This is a genomic window from Mucilaginibacter sp. SG538B (assembly GCF_013376065.1).
Lineage (GTDB): Bacteria > Bacteroidota > Bacteroidia > Sphingobacteriales > Sphingobacteriaceae > Mucilaginibacter > Mucilaginibacter rubeus.
On record NZ_JABMJI010000003.1, the window covers coordinates 77,549 to 99,492 of the forward strand.

Sequence of the window (21,944 nt, forward strand, 5' to 3'; positions counted from 1 at the left end):
CTAAGATGATTTTTTATAGACGTTAGAAAAGAAGTAACTATTTTTCGATCAATAACAGTTTTTTTAGATCAAAAGACTGATCTAAAAAATTTTATTTCAACCTAACCGCTTCGTGATGCGGCTTATCTAAGCAAAATTTGAGAGTACTTTTTGAACCTCTCTCCCCTACCTCCTTCCAAAACCGTACGCCCATCCGTCCGCTTCCATTACACATCAAACACAAAACCAAATCATAACGATCTTAATAAAAGCAAGTTGTAAATTTGGCTCGCCAATTGAGCCAAGTTAACTAATTGAAAACCTACATATTCCATATCAACCTTTACCACCTAACATTCCTGGGAACGGTTTTCCTTGGCCTGGCCGCGGCTTTGCTTTTATGGTTCGGCAAAAAACTAAATCAAACGGCAAACCGGTTTTTGGCAGTGGCGTTGATGGTTGTTGTTTTATACATAGCGCGCTTGCTTGCTGTAGATGTAGGGTTGGCGAGCTACATCCCCAATTGGGGCCGCTTGCCACTGCGGTTCTCGCTGGCCTTTGGACCGTTGGTTTATTTCTATGTACTTCAGACAACCCGGGCGGAATATAAATTCCGACTGAAGCATACGCTGCATTTTGTTCCTGTATTGTTTGAGCTTAGTATTCAGTTGTTTGAAACCAGCCAGAGTATTCAAACAGGAGTGGCAGCTTATCAAACTTCGGCTTTTCAACAATTTAACCTTGTATTGGAATTGCTGGCGTTCATCTCAGCCCTGAGCTACCTATATGCATCCCATCAACAAATAGAAAACTATTACCGTCTCCTTGAATTCAACAACGGCGACAGGTTCTGCTACCAAATGCGCTGGTTGCACAGCTTGCTGGCCGGTTTCTTCATTTTGTGTTGCTGCTGGTTGATGGTTGCGGGTATTGATTATACTTATTTCCACCAGGGTTTAGGCAACCAGGCTTATTATCCCTTGTATTTGGCTTTGGCTATCCTGGCCATCCGGTTCGCAGTTGTAGCTTTTTTACGGCCCGAGGCTGCTTTGGCCCCAGCGAGGATGCCTGTATTTAAACCAGCGCTACCGGCCGAATCGAAACAAAAAGGCACCTGGCTAAAGCAGGTGCTGAAAGCCAACCGCTATTACCAGGACCCGGAACTGAATTTACGCTCGCTGGCTGAAAAGCTCGACCTGCATCCTAATGATTTATCGCGCATCGTTAATACTGTACTCAAAAAAAGCTTTAACGATTTTATTAATGAGTACCGTGTTACCGAGGTTACCCGCAAAATGCAGGACCCAGCTTTTGATCACCTCACCCTGCTGGGCATCGCCTTCGAATCGGGCTTTAATTCAAAAACTACCTTCAACCGCACTTTTAAACAACTAACCGGCAAAAGTCCGGTCGAATATAAACTTGAATTGAAAAAAGAGCGACCAAATTATAATATGGAGCGCCAGCCCCGCTATGGCACGGTAATTTTAAACCAGCAAACGGCCCAAAACTGGTCGGTAAAAAAAACAAATCCCTACGCTATGTTTAAAAATTACTTCAAAATAGCCTGGCGCAACCTGATGCGCAATAAAAGCTATGCCACTATCAATGTTACCGGGCTGGCCATAGGCATCGCGGCCTGCTTGCTCATTTTTTTGGTTGTGCAGTACCAAACCGGTTTCGATAATTATCATACCAATAAAGACCGTATTTACCGCATCCTGAATGTAAGTAGCGGCCCCGATGGTGTGCATGCCGGTTCGGGCACGCCCCTGCCGATGGTTGAAGGCCTCAAGCTCGACTTTCCGCAAATAAAGCAGGCGGCCAACATCATGAAAAACGACGGCTCGCACTATACCATCGGCGATGTGCACAATACCGGTACCTTCAAAAAATTTAAGGAAGACCTGGCCTATTACGCCGACCCCGAATTTTTTAGGATCTTCGATTTTAAATGGCTTGCCGGCGATAAAAACACCGCCCTTGCCGAGCCTAAAACCGTGATCCTATCACGCGAAGAGGCCAACAAATTTTTCGGCGACTGGCACAATGCCATGGGCAAAACAATCCGCTATGAAAACCGCCGCGACCTGAAAGTGACCGCCATTATTGAAGATACCCCGGTAAATACCGATTTTCCGATGAAGCTGGCCATCTCCTGGATCACCCTCATTGAGAAAGGCGGCGACCTGAACGGCAATGTCCAGGATTGGGTAAGCACCTTCGGCGACCGGAATAGTTTTATCATTTTGCCCTCCGATATAAGCAAAAAACAGTTTAATACACAGCTTGCAGCTTTCGCAAAAAAGCATATTCCGCCACCTTACAATAAAAACCAGAGCTATCAATTACAGGCCCTCAAGGATATGCATTTCAATACCGAGGTAGGTGTGTACAGCGGTCACCCGTTTAGTAAGCAGCTCATCAGCGTGATTAGTTTGATTGGTTTGTTCCTGCTCATCATTGCCTGCGTTAACTTTATTAACCTGGCTACCGCGCAGGCCGTGAACCGATCAAAAGAAGTGGGCATCCGCAAAGTATTGGGCAGCAATCGATACCAGCTGGTACTGCAATTTATCAGCGAAACACTCATCATCACTTTATTTGCCGTTGTACTGGCCGCGGTAATTGCATGGATAACGCTTCCCATGCTCAATCGTCTGCTCGAGATCCAGTTGAGTGGTGGTTTTCTTGCTGATGGAATTGTGATCCTATTTTTAGTGGGCATGGTGATCGGGGTTACTCTCCTGGCCGGCTTCTATCCGGCGCTGGTATTATCGGGTTATAAGCCGATAGAGGCTTTGAGAAATAAGATCAACGCGGGCCGCGCCAGCGGCATCTCACTACGCCGGATATTGGTGGTGGCGCAGTTTTGCATAGCGCAGTTTTTAGTGATAGGAACGCTGGTATTGATTTACCAGATGAACTACTTCCGGAACAAAGAACTCGGGTTTAATAAGGATGCCGTGATTACGGTTCCATTCCCGGGCGATAGCATAAGCAAATCGAGAGTGGGCGCTTTGAAAGATGAGCTTTTGGGACAGCCGGGGATTAAGGATGTGAGCCTGAGTTTGTATGGGCCCTCGGATAACAGCGGCTGGTTCAGTGATTTTAAATTCAATAACGCAGCCAAACAAGTTGATTTTGCCGCCTGCCTCAAATGGGCCGATGCTGATTATTTCAGGCTTTATGATATCCGGTTTGTTGCCGGAGGTCCGTATAAAAAAACGGATACGATAGCGGGCTACGTGGTTAACGAAACCCTGATCCACAAACTCGGCATTACCGATCCGAAACAAGCCATAGGCAAATTCATTATGCTTTGGAATGATAAGAAACTGAACGCCCGCATTACCGGCGTGGTGAAGGATTATAATATAAGCTCGCTCCGCAGCGCTATCCCGCCGGTACTGATGGGAGCCTGGAAATCGCAATACGGCAAGCTCAATATCAAGATTCAGCCGCAAAATGTTAAACAAACCCTCGCCGGTATCGACAACCTTTGGAATAAAACCTTCCCGGAGGGCGTGTACGAATACCAGTTTCTCGATAAAACGATCGAAAACTTTTACCGTAATGAGGACGAGTTATCCACCCTTTATAAGTTATTCGCAGGCATAGCCATCTTTATTTCTTGTTTGGGATTGTATGGAATGGTATCCTTCATGGCCTTGCAACGCACCAAAGAGGTTGGTATCCGCAAAACTTTAGGGGCATCGGTAGGTAATATCGTTTACCTGTTTTCGAGGGAGTTTACGGTGCTTATTGTTATCGCCTTTGCCATATCGGCCCCCGTAGGTTATTACTTTATGCACAAATGGCTGCAGGACTATACTTACCGAATTACTATCGGCGCGGATATATTTATTTTGGCAATCCTGACTTCGGTGGCTATCGCCTGGATAAGTGTGGGTTATAAGGCCATAGTGGCCGCGCTGGCCAACCCGGTGAAGAGTTTGAGGAGTGAGTAGAAAGACCTAAGGCGCTTTTATTGGTACGACAACAAAAACAGATGATTGACTCAATCGGTCCTTTAACAACACTTAGGAACTATTGCTCCATTAAAGCCTATCGGGCAAAACAAGCGTTATCCTACTTAACCCTAAACTGGAAAATATCCGAAGTACTTAAATTATTTTGCTTATCGCGGGTTACAATCTTCCAGTAATATATGCCGGCAGGTTTAACTTGTATATTGCTTAATGAAGTACCCGAAATATGAGATTGCAACAACGATGGGGAAGCAGCATTGGTACCAAAGTATATATCGTAGTCCATGATATCGTTATCAGCATCTGAACCTGTCCATGATAGGCTAATGAGGCTATTCACAGCCTGTAATTGTCCACCATCAACTGGTTGGTAAGCAGTTGCCGGGAATGGCGCGTGACTTACTACGCCTGGCCCTGAGCTATAAAATTTCCAGGTATCGCTTTGCGCCGTACCGGATGTATTTTTTAGTTTCGATATAACCTGCCACGAGTAGGGTGTATTTACCGGCAACTCTACCGAAACCTGGTTTACAGCTACAGTTTGACTAAGTGCTGTACCCGTTTGGAGGTTTTTTATAGTTATCTCGTATTCGTCGGTATTGGTGGCCGCATTCCAGCTAAAAAATATGCTGCTTTGTGATCCTGATTGCCCATTACCGCTCACACACACCGAGTTTTGGGCCGGCAATATCAAAACGGGTTTCGATGGTGACTTTGTATCTGAACCGGCATCGCCTTTTTTTCCGCAGCTACAAAAAATAAAACCGGCAAATATCGTCAACAATACTAATCTCTTCATTTTTTAATTATCTTAAATACCTGTTTTGTACCATCCGTATCCAGCATTAAAGTATAGTTACCAGGAAGCTCAATTCCGCCCGTTTGTAATGTTACTGTGCTTGCAGGGTTACTTATCTGCTTACTAAGCACCAACAAGCCACTAACTGAATAAATATCAATAATTGCCTTTTTAACCTGTTTATCACCAATAAACACATTTATAGACCCGTTGAAAGGGTTTGGGTATGGTGCCGGTTGGGCAGTAATATCAATGATCTTCTCCACCACGCCCTGGCACAACTTATCCGTTGTTACGCTTAATTTATTTTTGCCCGCCGCTAATGGTAATACAATACTGCTATCCCTGGTGCTATGTAAAACCCCGTTCAACATTACGTGATACACTTCCCCCCCATTTAACGACAGACTGATGGTCTTGCTTGCCTCGTTTACGGTAGATAACAGGGCAAGGTCTGCCGGTTGCGATACTACTGCCGCATAACATTGTTGATAATTTTTATCTTCTTCTACTGTTATGCACACATTATAAGTCCCGGCTAAAAGCCCGCCAAAGTTGATGGTTTTAGTGAACGGAGCAGATTTATCCAAACCATTACCGGTTATGTGGGCGGTATATTTGTAGCTGTCATAAGTTGCATCGACTGTAATCTTTCCGTTGCCACTGCCTCTGCAGGTTAAACTTTGCGACGTTAGCAGGAAAGCATTTTGCGGCAGTATAAATTTAGATACGATAACTACAGGCAATGACACTTGGCTAAGCGAGTCGACACTTACTCGTACAGTGTATGATGCTGGCTCTTTAACTTCATAACTGGCATCTGTAGCACCGGCAATAGCCTGCCCATTTTTCATCCATTGATATTGATATCCATCTGTCGCCGCAGTGCGTAAATAAGTGCTGCCATACTGTTGGATTACGGTAGCATCAGCATCCACTTGCGGAACAATAAATAATTGCAATCCATCTGCGATACCGGAACCGTCTTTATTTTTAACAATAATTTGCCCACCGGTTGTGCCTGGGGCAATAATTGCGTTGATTAACGTTGGCGATACTACTTTAAATTTAGCTGCGGCCGTGGTTCCGAACGAAACATCCGTAACATTCTTAAAATTTATACCGGTAATGGCCACTGTTGTACCTACCTGCGCCCGCGGCGGTGTGAATGAGTAAATAACCGGCGCAGTTGAGGTAACAAAAGTGTTTGATTCGGCCGTATAAGTGCCCGATGATGTAACCGCACTTATGGCATAAATATAAGTGGTGTTGGGTTTAAGATTTTTCAGTACCGCATTGTAGGTTGCCATACCCGAACCACCGCTTACCGTACTCACATTAACAGTTTTACCATCGCCAACTTTCGGTGCCTCCCAATACCTGAACAGTATCGTGGCATCATTGCCATTATCATCAGCCGAACCTGCAATTGTAGCCCCAGTAGTACTGACGTCAGCCGCATCCTTAGTTGATAGTATAGGTATTGCAGTGTACGTTCTTACAAAACTTTGCGTACTTGCGGTATTGTCGCTCCCCGCAAGCATCATGGCGCCGTTAGGGGTCATGCTTACTGAGGCACCAAGGCTCGTAGGGTTAACTTCTCTTAAATAAAGTTTATTAACCACATTCCAGGTATCGCCAGTACGTTTGTAGCACCACATTGCTCCCTCGTAATAATCTGTTAAATAGCCACCCACCATCATTGTTGCACCGTCTGCAGACAGCATCAACGCCTCTCCGAACGCAGAATTATTAGCGCCGTCTTTGGGTATTATCATATTGCCCTGCTGTTTCCAGGTATTATTGCTGCGTGTAAATACCCACACTCCGCTGTTTTGTGAACCATCATACCACGATACGCTACCTATTGCCAGCACGTTACCGTCTGCGTTTAGCGAAAGCGCAACCCCTTGCGACTGCAAATGTTTGGCTCCGGTGCCAATTAGTTTGGCACCCTGCTGACTCCATACGCCGTTGGCATTCCTTGTGAATACCCAGGTAGCACCGGTATAGTTGTCATCATTGTAACCGCCCAGTGCTATGGTATTGCCATCGGCACTTATAGCTACTATAACACTTTGATCAATACCGCCTACGGCACCCTGGCAAACAAGTTTGGCACCCTGTGGGGTCCATACACCGCGATCACGTGTATAAACCCATGCCGCTCCGTTATTCATGTGGCTGGTAGATCCTAACACAAGGGTGTTGCCATCGGCACTCAGTGCTATATTGTACGGATAGGCGTCGTTTAAAGGATCAATTGCCTTAAAGTCGGCTTGTTTTGACCATATTTCACCATCACGTACATACACAGTTGCAACGCCGTCGTGTGTAAAAACAACGGTGTTGCCATCTGCACTTAGTGCGGTAAAAAATAAAAGACTTCCTGTTAATAAATTATCGGTTTGCTTTTCCCATGCATCTCCATTGCGTTTGTATATCCAAACACCACTTTGCCCGTGGTCAACATATGCAGCAAAAAGGGCGGTTTTACCGTCGGCGCTGATATTTACTTTAGTATTAGAGCGTCCGTAGCTGTCTGGCTCATCAAGATACAACCTTTGCTGTTGCAGGAAATTTGGCTGCGAGGTATTGATAACTTTAAAGCTACCACTTGCATTCACGCTCCCCGCGGGTGTGTTGATAGTAAGCCCTCCTTTAGTTGTACCGGGCATAACCATAGCAATCATTTGTTTGCCGGTTGCAGATATTACCAGGGCAGGCACACCGCCTACAATAACACTTTGGGGGCTTATAAGGTTATCGCCGCTTATTGTAATCAGTGTACCAATCGCCCCTTTCGCAGGAGTAAAAGACGTAACAACAGGCAATCCCGGTATAGTTGTGAATTTTTTTGTTATGCCATTTACCGTACCTTGAGTGCTTGATGCATTTATACGGTAGTAATAAGTTACGCCAGGTGCAAGGCCAGACAGTGCAACGCTGAAAGTCACCGCTCCCTGATCTGCAGCTACGCTGCTTTTGCCATCAGCCGGTATAATTTTAGCCCCGCTCATATCGGAAGATGTGCTGTATTCAAAATTAACGGCAGCTGCAATACCTTTACCATTCACGGTACCATTCAATGAGGCGCCATTAAGAACAATATTTGATGCGCTTAAAGTATTGGCTTCGGGCAATAAAATTGCCTTGTAAACAGCCACCGAACCAACTCCCCCATTATCAAAATGGTTGCCCGCCGCCGCAATGCTGCCATCAGCGCTAATTGATAAGGCATCACCATAATAAGTTGCATTACTTGCAGCTTGTGATACAGGGTTTCCCTGTTGGATATATTTATCGTCGGTACGCTTAAAAAATCTAAGCTCATCCTTGCCTGTATTTCCTGCATCAGCCGCAACAATTGTTGAAGCATCGGCGCTGGCACCTACCAGGCGGCCAAACATACGCACGTTATTAGCAGCTGCAGGCAACGCTATTCTGGTGTTTTGCGTCCAGTTAATAGTTGATGGGAACTCACGTTTAAAAGCCCATACAGCACCTTGTCCGCTGTTAAAATTTGGCGCGCCTACTATCACATATTTTCCATCAGCACTTACCGATATCGAACTGCCGAACTGCGAACCATCAGCAACGCCGTCTGGCACAAGTTCAAAGGGCGGGGATAACCATCCGCTATCGCCTAATTTAGTATAAACGCGCACCGTGCCTCTGCTGCTGCCATAAGTTGGTTGTCCAACAGCAATTACCTTCCCCTCAGCACTAATAGCCAAAGTATTACCCGGCTGAAAGCCGAACGGCAGCTGTAAATTTGTACCTGACCAAACATTGTTTGCACGGTTATACACCGTTATCATAGCATAATAATTATTCTGCGAAGATCCGCTTACTACAACGGTCGATCCATCGGCGCTTACTGCTACGAGGCTGCCCTGCGCCTGTTGCCGGGGTAATGCTGCAGTAACAATTTTTTGTCCTTGCTGTGTCCATATTTTGCTACTTCGGGTGTATATCCAGGCTGCGCCTGTCGCATTATTATCGCCTTCGCCACCTACTACTACCATATTACCATCGGCCGTTATAGCAACCGATGCTCCTTGCCTGGCCGCTCCTATTACATCAAGACCAGACAGCCGGGCTTCCATATTCCAGCTATCTCCATTTCGAGTATAAATATAAGCCGCGCCAGTATTGTTATTATCACTATGGGCTCCCACTATTAAGGTATTACCGTCGGCACTCAAGGCGGTTGCCCATCCAAATTGTGCAAGCCCTTTCACGTCTGCCTGTGTTATCCTTGTTTGCGGAGTAAATGAACCATACGCTGGTGCCAGCTCAAAATTGCTGGACGCTGTGGCATAACCATTAGCGGTGTTAAGCGCTATTGCGCCGGTTGACGCCCCGGGCATAACCATTGCTACAACTTCGGTATTAGTGTTTGACAACACTACAGTATTTATTCCTCCTATTACCACGCCCTGCGTATTAACCAGGTTATTACCATGTATAGCAACCAAAGTACCCGCCGGGCCACTTAGTGGGTTAAACGATGAAATGGCCGGCTTACCAACATTGGCGACAGTTGCTATATTTAGAGTATAAGAACTGCTGCCGGCCACATTAAAAGCAGTTACAACATAATCTGAAGCTGGAGTTATTTCTGTAGCAAAGCCGGTGATATTACCTGTAAGCTGATCAAATTTAAGGCCCGCAGGCAGCTGTTTATTTATAATGTAACCAGTAACTCGTATTTTCCGAACCAGGTAGTTCTGATATTCTACCAGGTAAATATTCCCTTTCGTGTCATAAGTGAGCGCATTAGGACTTCTGAACTGGGCTATGGTGCCTATTCCATCTGTGTTGCCGCCTGCCGTATAACCATCGGCGGGAGTACCGGCTACCCGGTTTATTATACCGGCAGGAGAAATAACGTTTATGATTTGATTGGCTGTATAATAAATATTGCCTGTAGCATCGGCGGCTACACTGGTTACATAATTATTTGAGGGAATACCCAACATTTCGGCGGTGGCAACGGTTGTCACAACGCCCTGCGGGGTTATTTTCCTTATCCTGTCATAATCACCCGCGATGATATTATCTTGTTTATCTACAGCTAAGCAATTGATACTATTAAACCTGGCCGTTATTGCATTTCCATCATTTGATCCGGCATCGCCAAAGCTACCTGCAAATGTTGTAACAACACCTTGTGGTGTTACTTTACGGATGGCCTTGATATCATAGTCTGCAACATATAAATTACCCTTGCTATCCACAGCGATTGAAAGAGGATAACCAAAAGATGCATCGGCACCAATACCATTAACCGGGCCATAAGGGCCACCACCCGCTATTGTTGTCACTACAGTGTCGGGGGTTATTTTACGCACACTCCTATCTGACATAACATACAGGTTACCGGCAGCATCAACTGTAATTGCGCGGGGATCAACGAAGCCCGCAGACCGGCCAACGCCATCTTTGTAAATATCATTACCTCCAGCAAACGTAGTCATAACACCGGCCGGCGTTATTTTGCGAATAACATGATTGGCTTCATCGGCCATAAATATATTACCTTTTGCATCTACGCATTGTGAACGTACAGCACCGAAGCTTGCGGTTGCAGCACTACCATCCTGGTAGCCCGGCCGGCCACTGCCACAAAGAGTGGTAACCTGTCCATAATATCCCTGAGGTATTGCGCCTCCGGTGTTTACAGGCACTAACGTTTGGATTGGAACTCCCAAAGTAAATATTTTAGCTCCGGCGGTGTAAGTGATTTTAGGGGCCTGGGCCTTAACCGCAGTTATTATGCACAACAAGCATAAAATTGCCAGTAAAAATTTCGACTTCATTAAATCAGTTACTGGCTTTAAAAAACTTTAGCGGATAATGAGTTACTGGGAGTAAAGGGGGGTATATATTTATTCATACATTACAGCGATAAGATTAGTAGCAGTAAATATAATATTTTTTAATGGGAAATTGAGTGCCGGGTTTTTGGCGACATTTTTCATAAAACACTTTGACACAAGTGTTAGTTGATTCGTTCTTACAAAACGATCCGGTACACTATTTCTAAAATTCAACCAGGATCTTATATCTTCAATCTATTAAAATTAAACTTTTGTTCCTGGCCTTCTTTGATTTCTTTAGCGTTAACTGATCGCTTTTTACTATCCGCTACCGTGTTTAATTTAATAGTCCCGTGATGAACTTTAATGGTTAATGATCTTACTTTGCTATTTGCGCCATCGTTGCACTACCCGACCGCGTAACCGTTCGACCAGAAATAAGTTCCGGTTTGGATGTTATTGCAAACTGCCATCAACTGCTGAATACTGGAATTTGCTGATGGCAGGAATAGCTGATTTCGGCAGACATCACTTCAAGCCGGTAATCTTTGTCCACTATAAACTCGTCCGGATGCACCTTCAATGCATTCTGATGACATTCAAGGCAGTTTGCTATTAGATTAAATCTATGGTATAACCTTCCGACTGAAGTTTTTGGATGACTTCAAAAGCCGTGGCCATGATATTGTTGTTTTTTTTATAAATCTCGGTATAGTTAATGCTTAGTCCCAGTTACCTGACAGCGTAACATCCATGTCTTTATTTTTGACATCCATCTCTAACGGAAAGATGATTTTATAACTATCCATATTCATTTTTTGCGAACTAATCAAACCTGTAGAGTCGGCCCACAACTGCACTATACATGTTTGTTTATATAGCGCTTGTTTGAGGCTCGAAGTTATACCCAGCGTAACGGGCAATGGCAGGCTTGACGGATACGAAGCAGATTTACCGATAACTCGCTGATTATCTGCGGCGTCAACTACCTTGACGTAAATATGCTGTAATTCGGAGTTTTTGTTTGTGTAGGCATTTATGGTAACCGTTTTTAATTTAAAGTTTTGGTTATCTTTTTGGCATGCAGTTATACTGACGATGATAATAGCCAACAGGGTTATATATTTCATTTGTTGTTTAATATTAAGTAATTAGATTATGCAGGTACAAGCCGGCGCGAACGCAGGTAAACCGCTGTACGATTTAGATAAGGGAATAAAGCAATAAGCAGTAAGGTTGCGACCAGCATCATTGACATCATTTCGTAATAATCCATAGCGAACCTGATTTGGATCTGCTGATTAACGGCGCCAACCAGCTGCTTGTTTGCGCCTTTACCGGCTTGCTTTAACGAGAGCCCCTTTGACAACAGTTCGGTCCCACGCGTGGCCAGCGCGTGCAATGCAAACCGGTCAACTTTTGTTAGATGGTCCTGAAATGCATTGTAATGCCGGCTTTTTTCGTAGAGCTCGCAAAAATTGATGATTGCAGCACTAACACAGAAGCCAACATACCCCATAGTTGAACATATCGAAGTTGCTGACGGGCCAATTGCAACAGGCACTGCAGAGATGGCATACACAATAGTGGGTACCATGATCATCCCCACGCCTATCCCCTGCATAAAAAGCGGAGCGTAAAAGTTGTTTTCATTTGCCTCTGTAGCAAACAAAAAGAACATAATGACGTGAAAAGCCAGCAATAATATAAAGCCCGGAAACCAGATAAACCTGATATTTTTTTTCTGCAGGATCATAGCACCGGAAATTATAATACCAATTATGAGGCCGCCCAGGTTGCAACTGTTTATATAACTTACGTGAATAGGATCAAGCTTAAGTACACCTGTAAAAAATGAATTGGTGATATTAACCGCAAACCGACATATATAAAGTATGAAGATTAGAAAGGCCGCGAACTTAAAATTGCGAAAGCGAAATATACCCAGATGCAGATATGGTCTTTTTAAACCTCTTTGGCGTACAATGTAAATCAATGTGCTAACTATCATAGCGGCAACGCTATAGTAAATGCGGGCATCATCCAACCAATAATATTCCTGCCCATAAATACTAATATACCCCAGCAAAGTGAGCATGATGCTCCAAAACACAAAACTCTGCCAGTCGAGTTTGTATAAGTGAAACCGGGCGTTTAACCTTACGTTATTCATACACAGCATGATAAGGCACAAGCATGGCAGGTAAGAGAACAATGCGCCCTTGTAAACCAGGTTAAAATTATAAGAGTCTATCAAATCGGCGGTAACCAAATTGGTAAAGGGCAGAATACATATCAGCATTCCGAAAAAAACCGAGAAGCTTATTTCGCGGGCTCTTTCGCTGTGCAGGCGGGTAAACATGAGGGATAAAGACAGGTTTACTGTACTGGAGAACAACATCCCCTGGAAAAAACGGATCGGGAATAATATATAAAGATCATTGGTTAAATAACATACCAGTGTTGTCAGCAACTCCAACATGGTAAAAATGATAAAATATTCTTTTGCTGCCAGGAAGTTAAAGAATCGCCGTTCAAGGCTGTAAAAGGCTATATACCCGGCATAAAACAAAGCTACTGCAAATTGTATATCTGCCGGTTCGCTGCCATAATAGCCTGCTGCCGCATTGATGTTTGCAAATGGCAGAAAAAAAAGCACCAGCGTGGGCAGGATAAGTGAAAACAGGATGATCTTAATAGCCCAGCCCGGAACCCAGCTTCTAAAAATTGGAATCCCCCTATCCATGGCGCTGCTGTTTTTTTGGAACGTAAACATTAACATTCATCCCCACTCTAAGCATGGCCAGCTGCTTTTTTTCAGCATCGACCCTGATACGTACCGGCACACGCTGAACAATTTTCACATAGTTACCGGTAGAGTTATCCGGAGGCAGCAACGAGAAGCTGGAACCGGTCGCGGGCGACAATGAAATGATAGTGCCCTTAAACTCCTGGTCCGGAAATGCGTCGGCAACAAATTTTACGGTATCACCTATATGCATGCCGGCAATTTGGGTTTCTTTATAATTGGCTATCACCCATTTGTCAGTTTCGTTATCAACAATATAGGCCAACACTTCGCCAGCATTAATCATTTGACCGACCTCTACCGTACGACGGCCCATTCTTCCATCATATGAAGCCCTGATAACGGTATATTCAACGTCAAGCATGTTGCGGTCAAGCAAAGCTTTTAAACGTGCAATTTCTGCCCTTAATACCGTCTTTTCTGCTATAATATCTTCTATTTTTGATTCTGCGGCTCCGTAGTTTTCCTCTGCCGACTGGAAATCGCTATTGTTTACATCCAGGGTAGCCTGAACATTTTCAAGCTGTTGTTTAGTAGCTGACTCCTCTTTATAAAGGCGCAAATAACGTTCAAAGTCAAGCCGCTGTTTCCAAACTTTTGCAGCGCTTGCTTTAATTTGAGCTTTAGCAGAACCGGCAGTTTTTTGCGTGGTGTGTATGTTACTTTTTAATACCTCTAACTGTGCCTCGGCTTTTTGTATAGCTGCCCGGGTCTGCGCAACTTGTAAAGTGTATTCCCGGTTGTCTATGATTAATAAGGTATCTCCCTTTTTTACCGGCTGGTTCTCTTCAAACTTTACAGCCACTATAAAACCTCCCGCACGCGATATAACAGGGTTTACGTACTCCTGTACCTGTGCGTCATTAGTTTGCTCATACTCATGATACTCCCAAAGTGTAAATACGGCCCAAATAGCCAGGGCTATAATGGTAAGGCCGGCTATCCAACCGGTTATCTTGGTAATAATTCGATCTGTTACTATATGCTTTTTTTTCATGTTAAAGTACGCCGGTGATGTTTTGAAGTAGATAATATTTGTTTTGAGCCACAATACGTGCGGTTGCCAGTTCAAAGCGTGTTTGCAGCACCTGCACATCGGCATCAAGCAAGTCGGTAATTAATGAAGTTTGATTGAAATAGGTATTTTTAATAATGCGGGCGTTTTCCTGTGCATGGGCCACATCAACCTCGGCCACACCAATTTGCACCAGCGATTCCTTATATCGTAAGTAAGCCTCTTTAACCTGTTGCCGTACTTTGTCCTCAATGTCTTTATGAGTGGTTTCTTCTTTATCAAGCTCCAGTTTAGCCGAGTTCACTTTATGCCTGTTTTGATAAAGTTGCGATAGCGGCATAGTAACCCTGATACCGGCAACACCAAGCGAGTACCAGGCAGGATTGTAGGGAAATAGGAATATTTGCGGGTTAGCATATGAAAAATCGCTGTAAAGCCCAACCTTTGGCTGATAGTTGGCTTTTACCTGGCTAAGATGCAGTTTACTAACCTGCGTTTGCTTTTCAGAAATATGGTACGCAAAGGAATGTTCCATTGCGTCGGCGAGGTATTTTTCATAAGGCAATTCTGGCACGTCAATTGAATCGAACTCTGTGGGTATGATCACACTTTCATCCGGTTCGCCCATAATGATGTTTAGTTTCTGCGTAGCGATAAGAATATCATTCTCAATTGTTACCAAAGCCATCTTACGCCTGGAAAGATCCAGTTCAACACGCAGCACATCGCTTTTTAAGACCACCCCATTTTTTTGAAGGGCTTTTATCTCCAACAATTGTTTTTCCTGATCGGCAATATCCTTAATGATCAGTTTCCTGAAGACCAGGGCCTTTTGAAGATCAAGATACAGCGCAGCCGTTTTATACCTGATGACAGAGATCGCTTCGTTATTATGGATAACCGCAATCTGGTACAATAGCTTATTCTCTTCAATTTTAAGGTTAAGCTTATTGCCATTATAAAGGTTCAGATAAAAATCGGCCCCTGCTTTGTATAAAGTGTGTATAATTTCGTGTTCCTGCGTGTGCGAAGAAAAAAGGCCATTTTCATAAATGGGCATATTGGTTGCCTTTTCAATGCTGCCAAGCAAACTTACTTCGGGCAACCGTTCCATTATTGCGTCCTTAATCTCCTCGTCAGCAATCAAATTGGCTTTTCTGGTAATCTCAACCTGCCTGCTGTTTTGTTCGGCTTTGCGCCAGGCCTCCGGCAATGTAAGAATGGCAGTGTTTTTAGACTGGCTATATGCGATATTGGCGGTTAACAAACCAGCAAATGCGATCAATATTTTACTGTAGTACATATTTGTGGCAAAAATATGCCTCTCATAATTGCTCGCTTTCGCCTAAGTTGCCAATATTTTCATCATTCCGGCCAATTTTTATTAACTTTGAACTGCGATGATATTCTAATGACGAAAATTGGATTAATAGCTTCTCTCCCCGAAATTGATAATAAACCGGATTCGGTTTTTGTGATGCATGAAAGATCAGAGAAATTAATCCCTTTTCATACCCATACCAAGGGCCAGTTAAGCTACGTTGAGGGCGGCTTGGCTTATATCACTACACAAAACAAAACCTATGTAGTGCCTGCAAGGCATTATTTCTGGATTCCGCAGGGCCTGATACATGAACTTCGGGTGGGTGTTTTCGCAACAGCTTTACGATCACTTTATTTTTATTCCACCAACGACGACGCGAATGAATTTTATGGCAAACTGGGTATTTATCCGGCTAGCGAGTTGCTGATCCAAATGATCAATTATACCGAGCGTTGGGACGAACTCCATATCGGCATTGGCGATCGTAATTTCGATTTCCTGGTAGCGCTGAAGAATATGCTACCCGACTTAAACAAAAGGTCGTTGCCTATTATGTTGCCCAAAACTGAACATGAGCTAATGCAAAAGATCATGAATTATTTAGAAAGCCATATAAGCGAAAAATTAGTTATAGCTGATGTAAGCGAACATTTTGCCATGAGCGAGCGGTCGTTATCGCGCCTGTTTCAGTCGCAATTACGTATTTCTTTTTTACAATATATTAAGAGCCTGCGTATGATAACGGCGATAGAGATGATTGTTAAAACACAAAAACCTATTGCTGATATTGCTTTTGAGGTGGGGTATGCCAGTGTTGCGTCATTTAGTGATACATTTTATGCTTTCACCTCATCACGTCCGTCTGACTTGCGGAGGCGTTGATCTGAAAAGTCAGCCGAACGGTCAAGCTTTCCCAGTACCGCTTACCCACACACGTACGCTTTGCACATCTATAGTAGAATATCCAATCTCTGCCCTGGCTGTGGCTCTTGCCAGCTTTTAAGTCCGCCTGTGAAAAAATAGATGTCATTAAACCCTTGTCTTCATTTATTCCCATACAAAGGTCTTGGGCGCTGACCCCATCCGCTAACAGAAAGTAAGTTTAATCAATTCAATGAAGATTTGAATTGAGCAGGCGATAGCTGCGTTTTGATCTTAAAAAGGCGGCTAAACGATTGCGGATGCCCGAATCCCAATCGATAAGCGACTTGGCTAATGCTCAATGTGGATGTGGCAAGTAATGCTTTAGATCTCTCGATCAGTTGCTCCTGGATGTGCTGTTGTGCGCTAAGCCCGGTGAGCGAGCGCAACATATCACTCAGGTAATTTGGTGTGTAGTTTAATCGATCCGCCAGGTGCTGAACGGTGGGCAGCCCTTTTTTTGTTGGCATTTCTTTTTGGAAGTAACTGTTGAGTGCCGCTTCGAACTGCTGAAGCAGGTCGCTGGTGGCGGCCTGTCTCGTAAGGAACTGACGTTTGTAAAAGCGTTTGGCGTACGTCAAAAGCAATTCTATCTGCGCAATGACCACCTCCTGGCTGAAATCGTCGATGCGGCTGTTCAACTCTTCTTCAATGATCTTAAAAATGGATGAAATGGTCTTTCTTTCCTGTTCAGAAAGGTGAAGCGCTTCGTTTGATGAATATGAAAAAAAACCATACTGCCTGATCTTGGCAGCTAAGGGAAAACCTTGCAAAAAATCCTGATGAAAGATCAACGAATAACCTTCATTTCCTTTATATACGGATGTGCTGCCAACCACCTGGTTAGGTGCGGTGAATACCATACTGCCTTCGTCAAAATCATAATAACCCTGCCCGTATCTAAACTTGCCGCCCAGCTTTTCAATAAAGGATATCTTGTACAACGAGGTCACGTAACTGACCGGTAAGCAGCTTAAATTGATCCGTTCGTCGCGTGTATCAAACAAGGTGATCAACGGATGCTTAGGCCCTGGGAGATCCAGCATACGGTGAACCTCTTTAATCGATTCTACTTTAGCGATTTTAGGCTTTTCTGTTTTCATAGCTAAAATTACTTAATATGACCGGCAACTGCCTCAGCCGCCGGTCATTTAAGTGCCAGGTAATTGCGATTAATCGAATTACCAGGGCAGTTTTCCTTCCGGGCCGGTAAATCCACCTGTCGGGCCATCTGTTTCGAGTGCGACGCGTACTGGCTCACGCGAACCCATTTCCAGGCTATCTGTTCCCTGGAAATTATTGAGCGCAGTAGCTGTATAACCCGGGCTGGTCGCGTTTACCTTGATCCCTTCTTTCTCCAGCTCTAAGGCAAAAGCCAGGGTTACCGCATTTAAAGCAGTTTTAGATGCAGCATAGACGATGCCGAAATGCTCACGTGCCCAGCATTCCGGATCGGAAATCCATGTAAGGGAGCCAAGGCCGCTGGATACGTTAACGATGCGCGCTGCTGCCGATTTTCGCAGTAAGGGCAACGCCTTCTGGGTTACAGCGATCACACCGAAAACGTTGGTTTCCCAAACGGTGCGTACTTCATCCAGCGATACGTTAACGGCGCGACCGGTGGCCATTAACTCCTCCGGGGTTTTGGGAGCCGTTCCTGCGTGAGAGACACCCGCGTTATTCACCAGTAGGTCCAGGCGTCCATATTCACCGGTTATTTTAGCTACCGCCGCATTGATACTTTCCTGCTGTGTGACATCCAGCTGTACTGCTTTTGCATTATCGCCAATCTCGGCAGCTGCCTTTTTGCCGTTCTCCAGGTTACGGGAACCCAAATAAACAATATAGCCGTTAGCGGCAAGCGCTTTAGCAATTTCATTCCCTACACCCTGATTAGCACCGGTTACCAGCGCGATCAGTTGATTATGATCTTGACTTTCCATTTGCTTAATTTTTTTAGTAGCACAAAGGTCTGTATCACAAGTTGTACCGTTTTAACCAAATCAAGGATATTCCTAACCAAATTATTCTATTATTTAAAAGGGCTACCCAGCCTACGATATTGCCTGGCCGCCATTAGTTGGCAGCCGGGCTCGTCAGTACAGTAGCATTCAAATATTTGGTCGATTCGGCAGGACGATGTCCTGCCAGCTTTGGGCGACGGTGATTTGTTTGAGAAGCAGTAAACAAAACAAGGTCGTGATTTTTTTCATGGCCTATTATAGTTAGACGTTTGTGAGGCTCTAAATATTATTAGAAATTTTTAGAGCTGATCTATAAAGCCATGTTTGCTCCACGGTAGGCCAGTTATCATTAACATCAGAATTAACGTTAATACTGTCCATCCCATGTGGATCAATCATTGCGAACTAAACAGAGCCCCGGTTAAAACAAACAGATTAAGTGATTATCCCACGAGGCAGGGTCGGCTATCCGCAATTAATAAAAGCATAAAAAAAGTTGTCAATGAATTGACAACTTGCCTAAAATAGTACTCAAACCCGTCTGCTATACAAACGTTTTTTTCAGATGACCTAACACGGTTTGCCGCTTTATTTTAATAAATAAGATAAATTTGAAATATCTAAACCGTCTTTAATCGAACCGCAGCTATATGTCAATATTAGTTAACTATTGAACCTACGGGAGTAATTTTATGAGATTCTTCCTCTCCTGCTCACCAACCTGCTTAAGCAACTTAATTTCTTCTGGGATAAGTTTATAATGGCGCTCAAAATTCTCTAAATAGCTTGCGAAATTCATTGGATGATAACTCAGTAAACGATTAGTTTCCTCCGCAAAACCAAGATTTTTCGGAATATAAATACCATCATTACCATTGTCGCCATTTTTTAATACAGATGTTATCATCGACAAGCGTTTGAACTTCTCTACAAGCCCTGCAGTTGTCAAGGTTCCTGGTGACTCGTTATAGGTTATGCGTAATTGCCTTGCAACCTTGCAGCTTTGATCAGGAAGCAAAATATTTAAACATAGATTGTCACCATCATAATTCCAGCAGCCATCCCGGCCATCAGGATTAAATTGCAGAGGTTTGCCGTTCACCGATACTTTTAACGGCGGCTGGGTACCAAATACCTTTATTTTAATTTTTTTCCGTTCGGCCATGTCTTGATAATTGCCCACAGTAGGCGCTATATTCACAATCAGCTCTTTGTCGTCGAGCTGTGATGCTATGTTAGTTTTGGCAAATTGGTTTTTATAATTTTTATTGTTTCCGTTATCCTCGTAAACCTGGAAATTACCGCTACCTCCCGGAAATATTCCCACCGTTAGGTTATTCGGATTTTTGTCCAGATTTTGAATTTGATTATTGTACATGGGTATTACCGAGCCGGCTTTTACATATACCGGGTATTCGTTAATCGAAAATGAACGTTCAAGTATTTGCCCTCCCTTTAGCAAAGTTCCTGTAGACCACTCATACCAATCATTTCCTTTCGGCAACCAAACTTTAACTGTGGCGAAGCCATCCTTAGATGGTGTTGTAATTGGCCTGATCAGCATATTATCGCCAAACATGTACTCTTCTTTATAGCTGTAAGCTTCCGGCTGTTTCGCATAATCATAATACATTGGCCGGCAAAGCCCGATGCCGGTTTCAAACGTTTTCCTTGACATTGCATAAATGTAGGGCACGAGCGCGTAACGCAGCCTGATGGCATCATGTTGTGCTGTAGCATACTCCGGAGCAAAATTCCATATCTCTTTTTTGATAGCTGCGTTTTTAGTAGAATGTGTTCGCATAATGGGGCTAAAGCAACCATATTGCAACCAACGTGTATAAAGTTCAGGCTCTACCCCTTTTTCGTTTCCCTTGAGGATGTGCCCGCCAATATCATGGCTCCAATAACAATATAAAACGTTCGATGCAGTGCTTGTAAAATAGGGTTCATAAGCCAGTGATTCCCACGACATGAAAGTATCTCCCGAAAATCCAATCTGGTAACGGTGGTTGCCCAATCCTCCCCATCGATGGTACAACAGCGGCCTGTTTTGGCTATGCATTGCCTTATCAGTAAAGAATGTATAATTAAGCCACCATGTATTACTTAGTTGGGGGATCTTATTATCGTTTGGCCATTGTTGCCAGTCCAGCCACCAAAAATTAACGCCGGCTTTTTCTATTGGTCTTAATACGATATCAAATAAGCCACGCATAAACACTTTGTTTGATGCTTCAAACGGGATAGCTTTCCTTTGGGAGGAATCGGTCTTTATATAGGCAGCAAAATCATTATAACGTTGTTCTGTTGGTTGGATACCATCTGCCGGATGGAGATTCAATGTGGTTTTTAAATGGTTGTCCTTTGCCCATTTCAAAAAGTTGCCTGGATCGGGGAAAAGGTTTTTGTTCCAGGTGTAACCTGTCCAGCCCCTGGTATGCCAATCCATATCTATCACCAAAACATCAGTAGGTACATCAAATCGTTTCAGGTTTTGCACCAGTTCCCGAAGCTCGTTATCCGAGTAACTCCAATACCTCGACCACCAGTAACCAAATACATAGCGTGGTAACATAGGCACGTGACCTGCAATTTTGCTAAAATCCAACAACGCGGATTTATAGTCATCACCATAGCCCAGAAAGTACCAATCCAATTTTGAGGCACCAGGAGCGGTTATCCAGGGCCAGTCAGAGTCATCTAATCTTAAGGATTGAGAATCGTCAAGAAAAAACCAGCCATCCCGTGAAAGGATACCATCTTCCAATTGGAGTTTTTGATTACTGTACAGGTTCATTTCACCGTCTTGCCCATCTAAGGTGCGGGAAGTTCCTTTTAAATTGAATTTTTGTTTTTGCCCCGGCTTCCACGATACCGTATCAGCATTCAAAAAACGGATCTTTAGGTTGGTGCTATCAAATACTCCTGAATTGATTTTGTAAGCAAGCTCAATCTTCTTGGTTTTTAGGTAAAACCATTCGTTTTCCGTACGCGTGCTGAATTCAGGAACAGGCAGTTTTCGGTTAACCACAACCAGCGAGGCCCTGTTATCATAACTTGCGGGCTGCCCCCATTGTAATCTTATTAGTTGATCTGTAAGAACGGTAAACCGCACGTTCCCGGATTGCACAACAGCTTTTGGGTCGGGCGTTAATTGATTATCATTTTGACCATATGAGTTACTTGCAAAAAAGATTAGGTAGCAGGCTAATAGTTTAAAAAATGTTATTGTTTTATGTTTGTAGGACATGAGCATATAAGTGAACTTTAAAACTGTGATCAGGAATAATCATAAGAGCTGAACGGGGGCGTA

11 protein-coding genes are annotated in these 21,944 nt (G+C 43.9%); 2 read left to right on the top strand and 9 right to left on the bottom strand.

Annotated features, from left to right (window positions below):
* Positions 1–293: 293 nt before the first annotated feature.
* Entirely contained in the window at positions 294–3,950 is a 3,657-nt protein-coding gene (locus tag FHW88_RS16515) for an ABC transporter permease (protein WP_176626974.1), read from the top strand.
* Positions 3,951–4,071: 121 nt separating this feature from the next.
* On the opposite strand, the gene FHW88_RS16520 is transcribed toward FHW88_RS16515, so the two are convergent.
* The 6 genes from FHW88_RS16520 to FHW88_RS16545 all read right to left on the bottom strand — a co-directional run bounded on the left by FHW88_RS16520 (position 4,072) and on the right by FHW88_RS16545 (position 15,722).
* Positions 4,072–4,770 carry a hypothetical protein gene (locus FHW88_RS16520; RefSeq protein ID WP_176626976.1) on the bottom strand — a complete coding sequence of 233 codons (699 nt, stop codon included), beginning with the start codon at positions 4,768–4,770 and terminating at the stop codon, positions 4,072–4,074.
* On the bottom strand, positions 4,767–10,487 hold the full coding sequence (locus FHW88_RS16525; protein WP_176626978.1) for a T9SS type A sorting domain-containing protein: 5,721 nt from the start codon (positions 10,485–10,487) through the stop codon (positions 4,767–4,769). The genes FHW88_RS16520 and FHW88_RS16525 overlap by 4 nt, the downstream gene beginning before the upstream one ends.
* 830 nt (positions 10,488–11,317) lie before the next feature.
* Entirely contained in the window at positions 11,318–11,725 is a 408-nt protein-coding gene (locus FHW88_RS16530; RefSeq protein ID WP_176626980.1) for a hypothetical protein, read from the bottom strand.
* 26 nt (positions 11,726–11,751) lie between these two features.
* On the bottom strand, positions 11,752–13,341 hold the full coding sequence (locus tag FHW88_RS16535) for a beta-carotene 15,15'-monooxygenase (protein ID WP_176626982.1): 1,590 nt from the start codon (positions 13,339–13,341) through the stop codon (positions 11,752–11,754).
* Entirely contained in the window at positions 13,334–14,401 is a 1,068-nt protein-coding gene (locus FHW88_RS16540; RefSeq protein WP_090525957.1) for an HlyD family secretion protein, read from the bottom strand. Before FHW88_RS16540 ends, FHW88_RS16535 begins: the two co-directional genes overlap by 8 nt.
* A 1-nt stretch (position 14,402) precedes the next feature.
* A complete protein-coding gene (locus tag FHW88_RS16545; RefSeq protein ID WP_176626984.1) occupies positions 14,403–15,722 on the bottom strand; it encodes a TolC family protein in 1,320 nt (439 codons plus the stop codon).
* A gap of 108 nt (positions 15,723–15,830) precedes the next feature.
* Between FHW88_RS16545 and FHW88_RS16550 the strand changes: the two genes are divergently transcribed.
* The gene (locus FHW88_RS16550; RefSeq protein ID WP_217633115.1) at positions 15,831–16,625 is read left to right on the top strand and encodes an AraC family transcriptional regulator; all 795 of its coding nucleotides are present in this window, start codon (positions 15,831–15,833) and stop codon (positions 16,623–16,625) included.
* Between the two features lie 224 nt (positions 16,626–16,849).
* On the opposite strand, the gene FHW88_RS16555 is transcribed toward FHW88_RS16550, so the two are convergent.
* From FHW88_RS16555 to FHW88_RS16565, 3 genes are all read right to left on the bottom strand, one after another.
* Complete coding sequence (locus FHW88_RS16555; RefSeq protein ID WP_176626986.1) at positions 16,850–17,767, bottom strand: helix-turn-helix domain-containing protein; 918 nt, start codon at positions 17,765–17,767, stop codon at positions 16,850–16,852.
* Positions 17,768–17,845: 78 nt separating this feature from the next.
* A complete protein-coding gene (locus FHW88_RS16560; protein ID WP_090525960.1) occupies positions 17,846–18,607 on the bottom strand; it encodes an SDR family NAD(P)-dependent oxidoreductase in 762 nt (253 codons plus the stop codon).
* A gap of 697 nt (positions 18,608–19,304) precedes the next feature.
* Complete coding sequence (locus FHW88_RS16565) at positions 19,305–21,881, bottom strand: TIM-barrel domain-containing protein (RefSeq protein ID WP_176626987.1); 2,577 nt, start codon at positions 21,879–21,881, stop codon at positions 19,305–19,307.
* Positions 21,882–21,944: the final 63 nt, after the last annotated feature.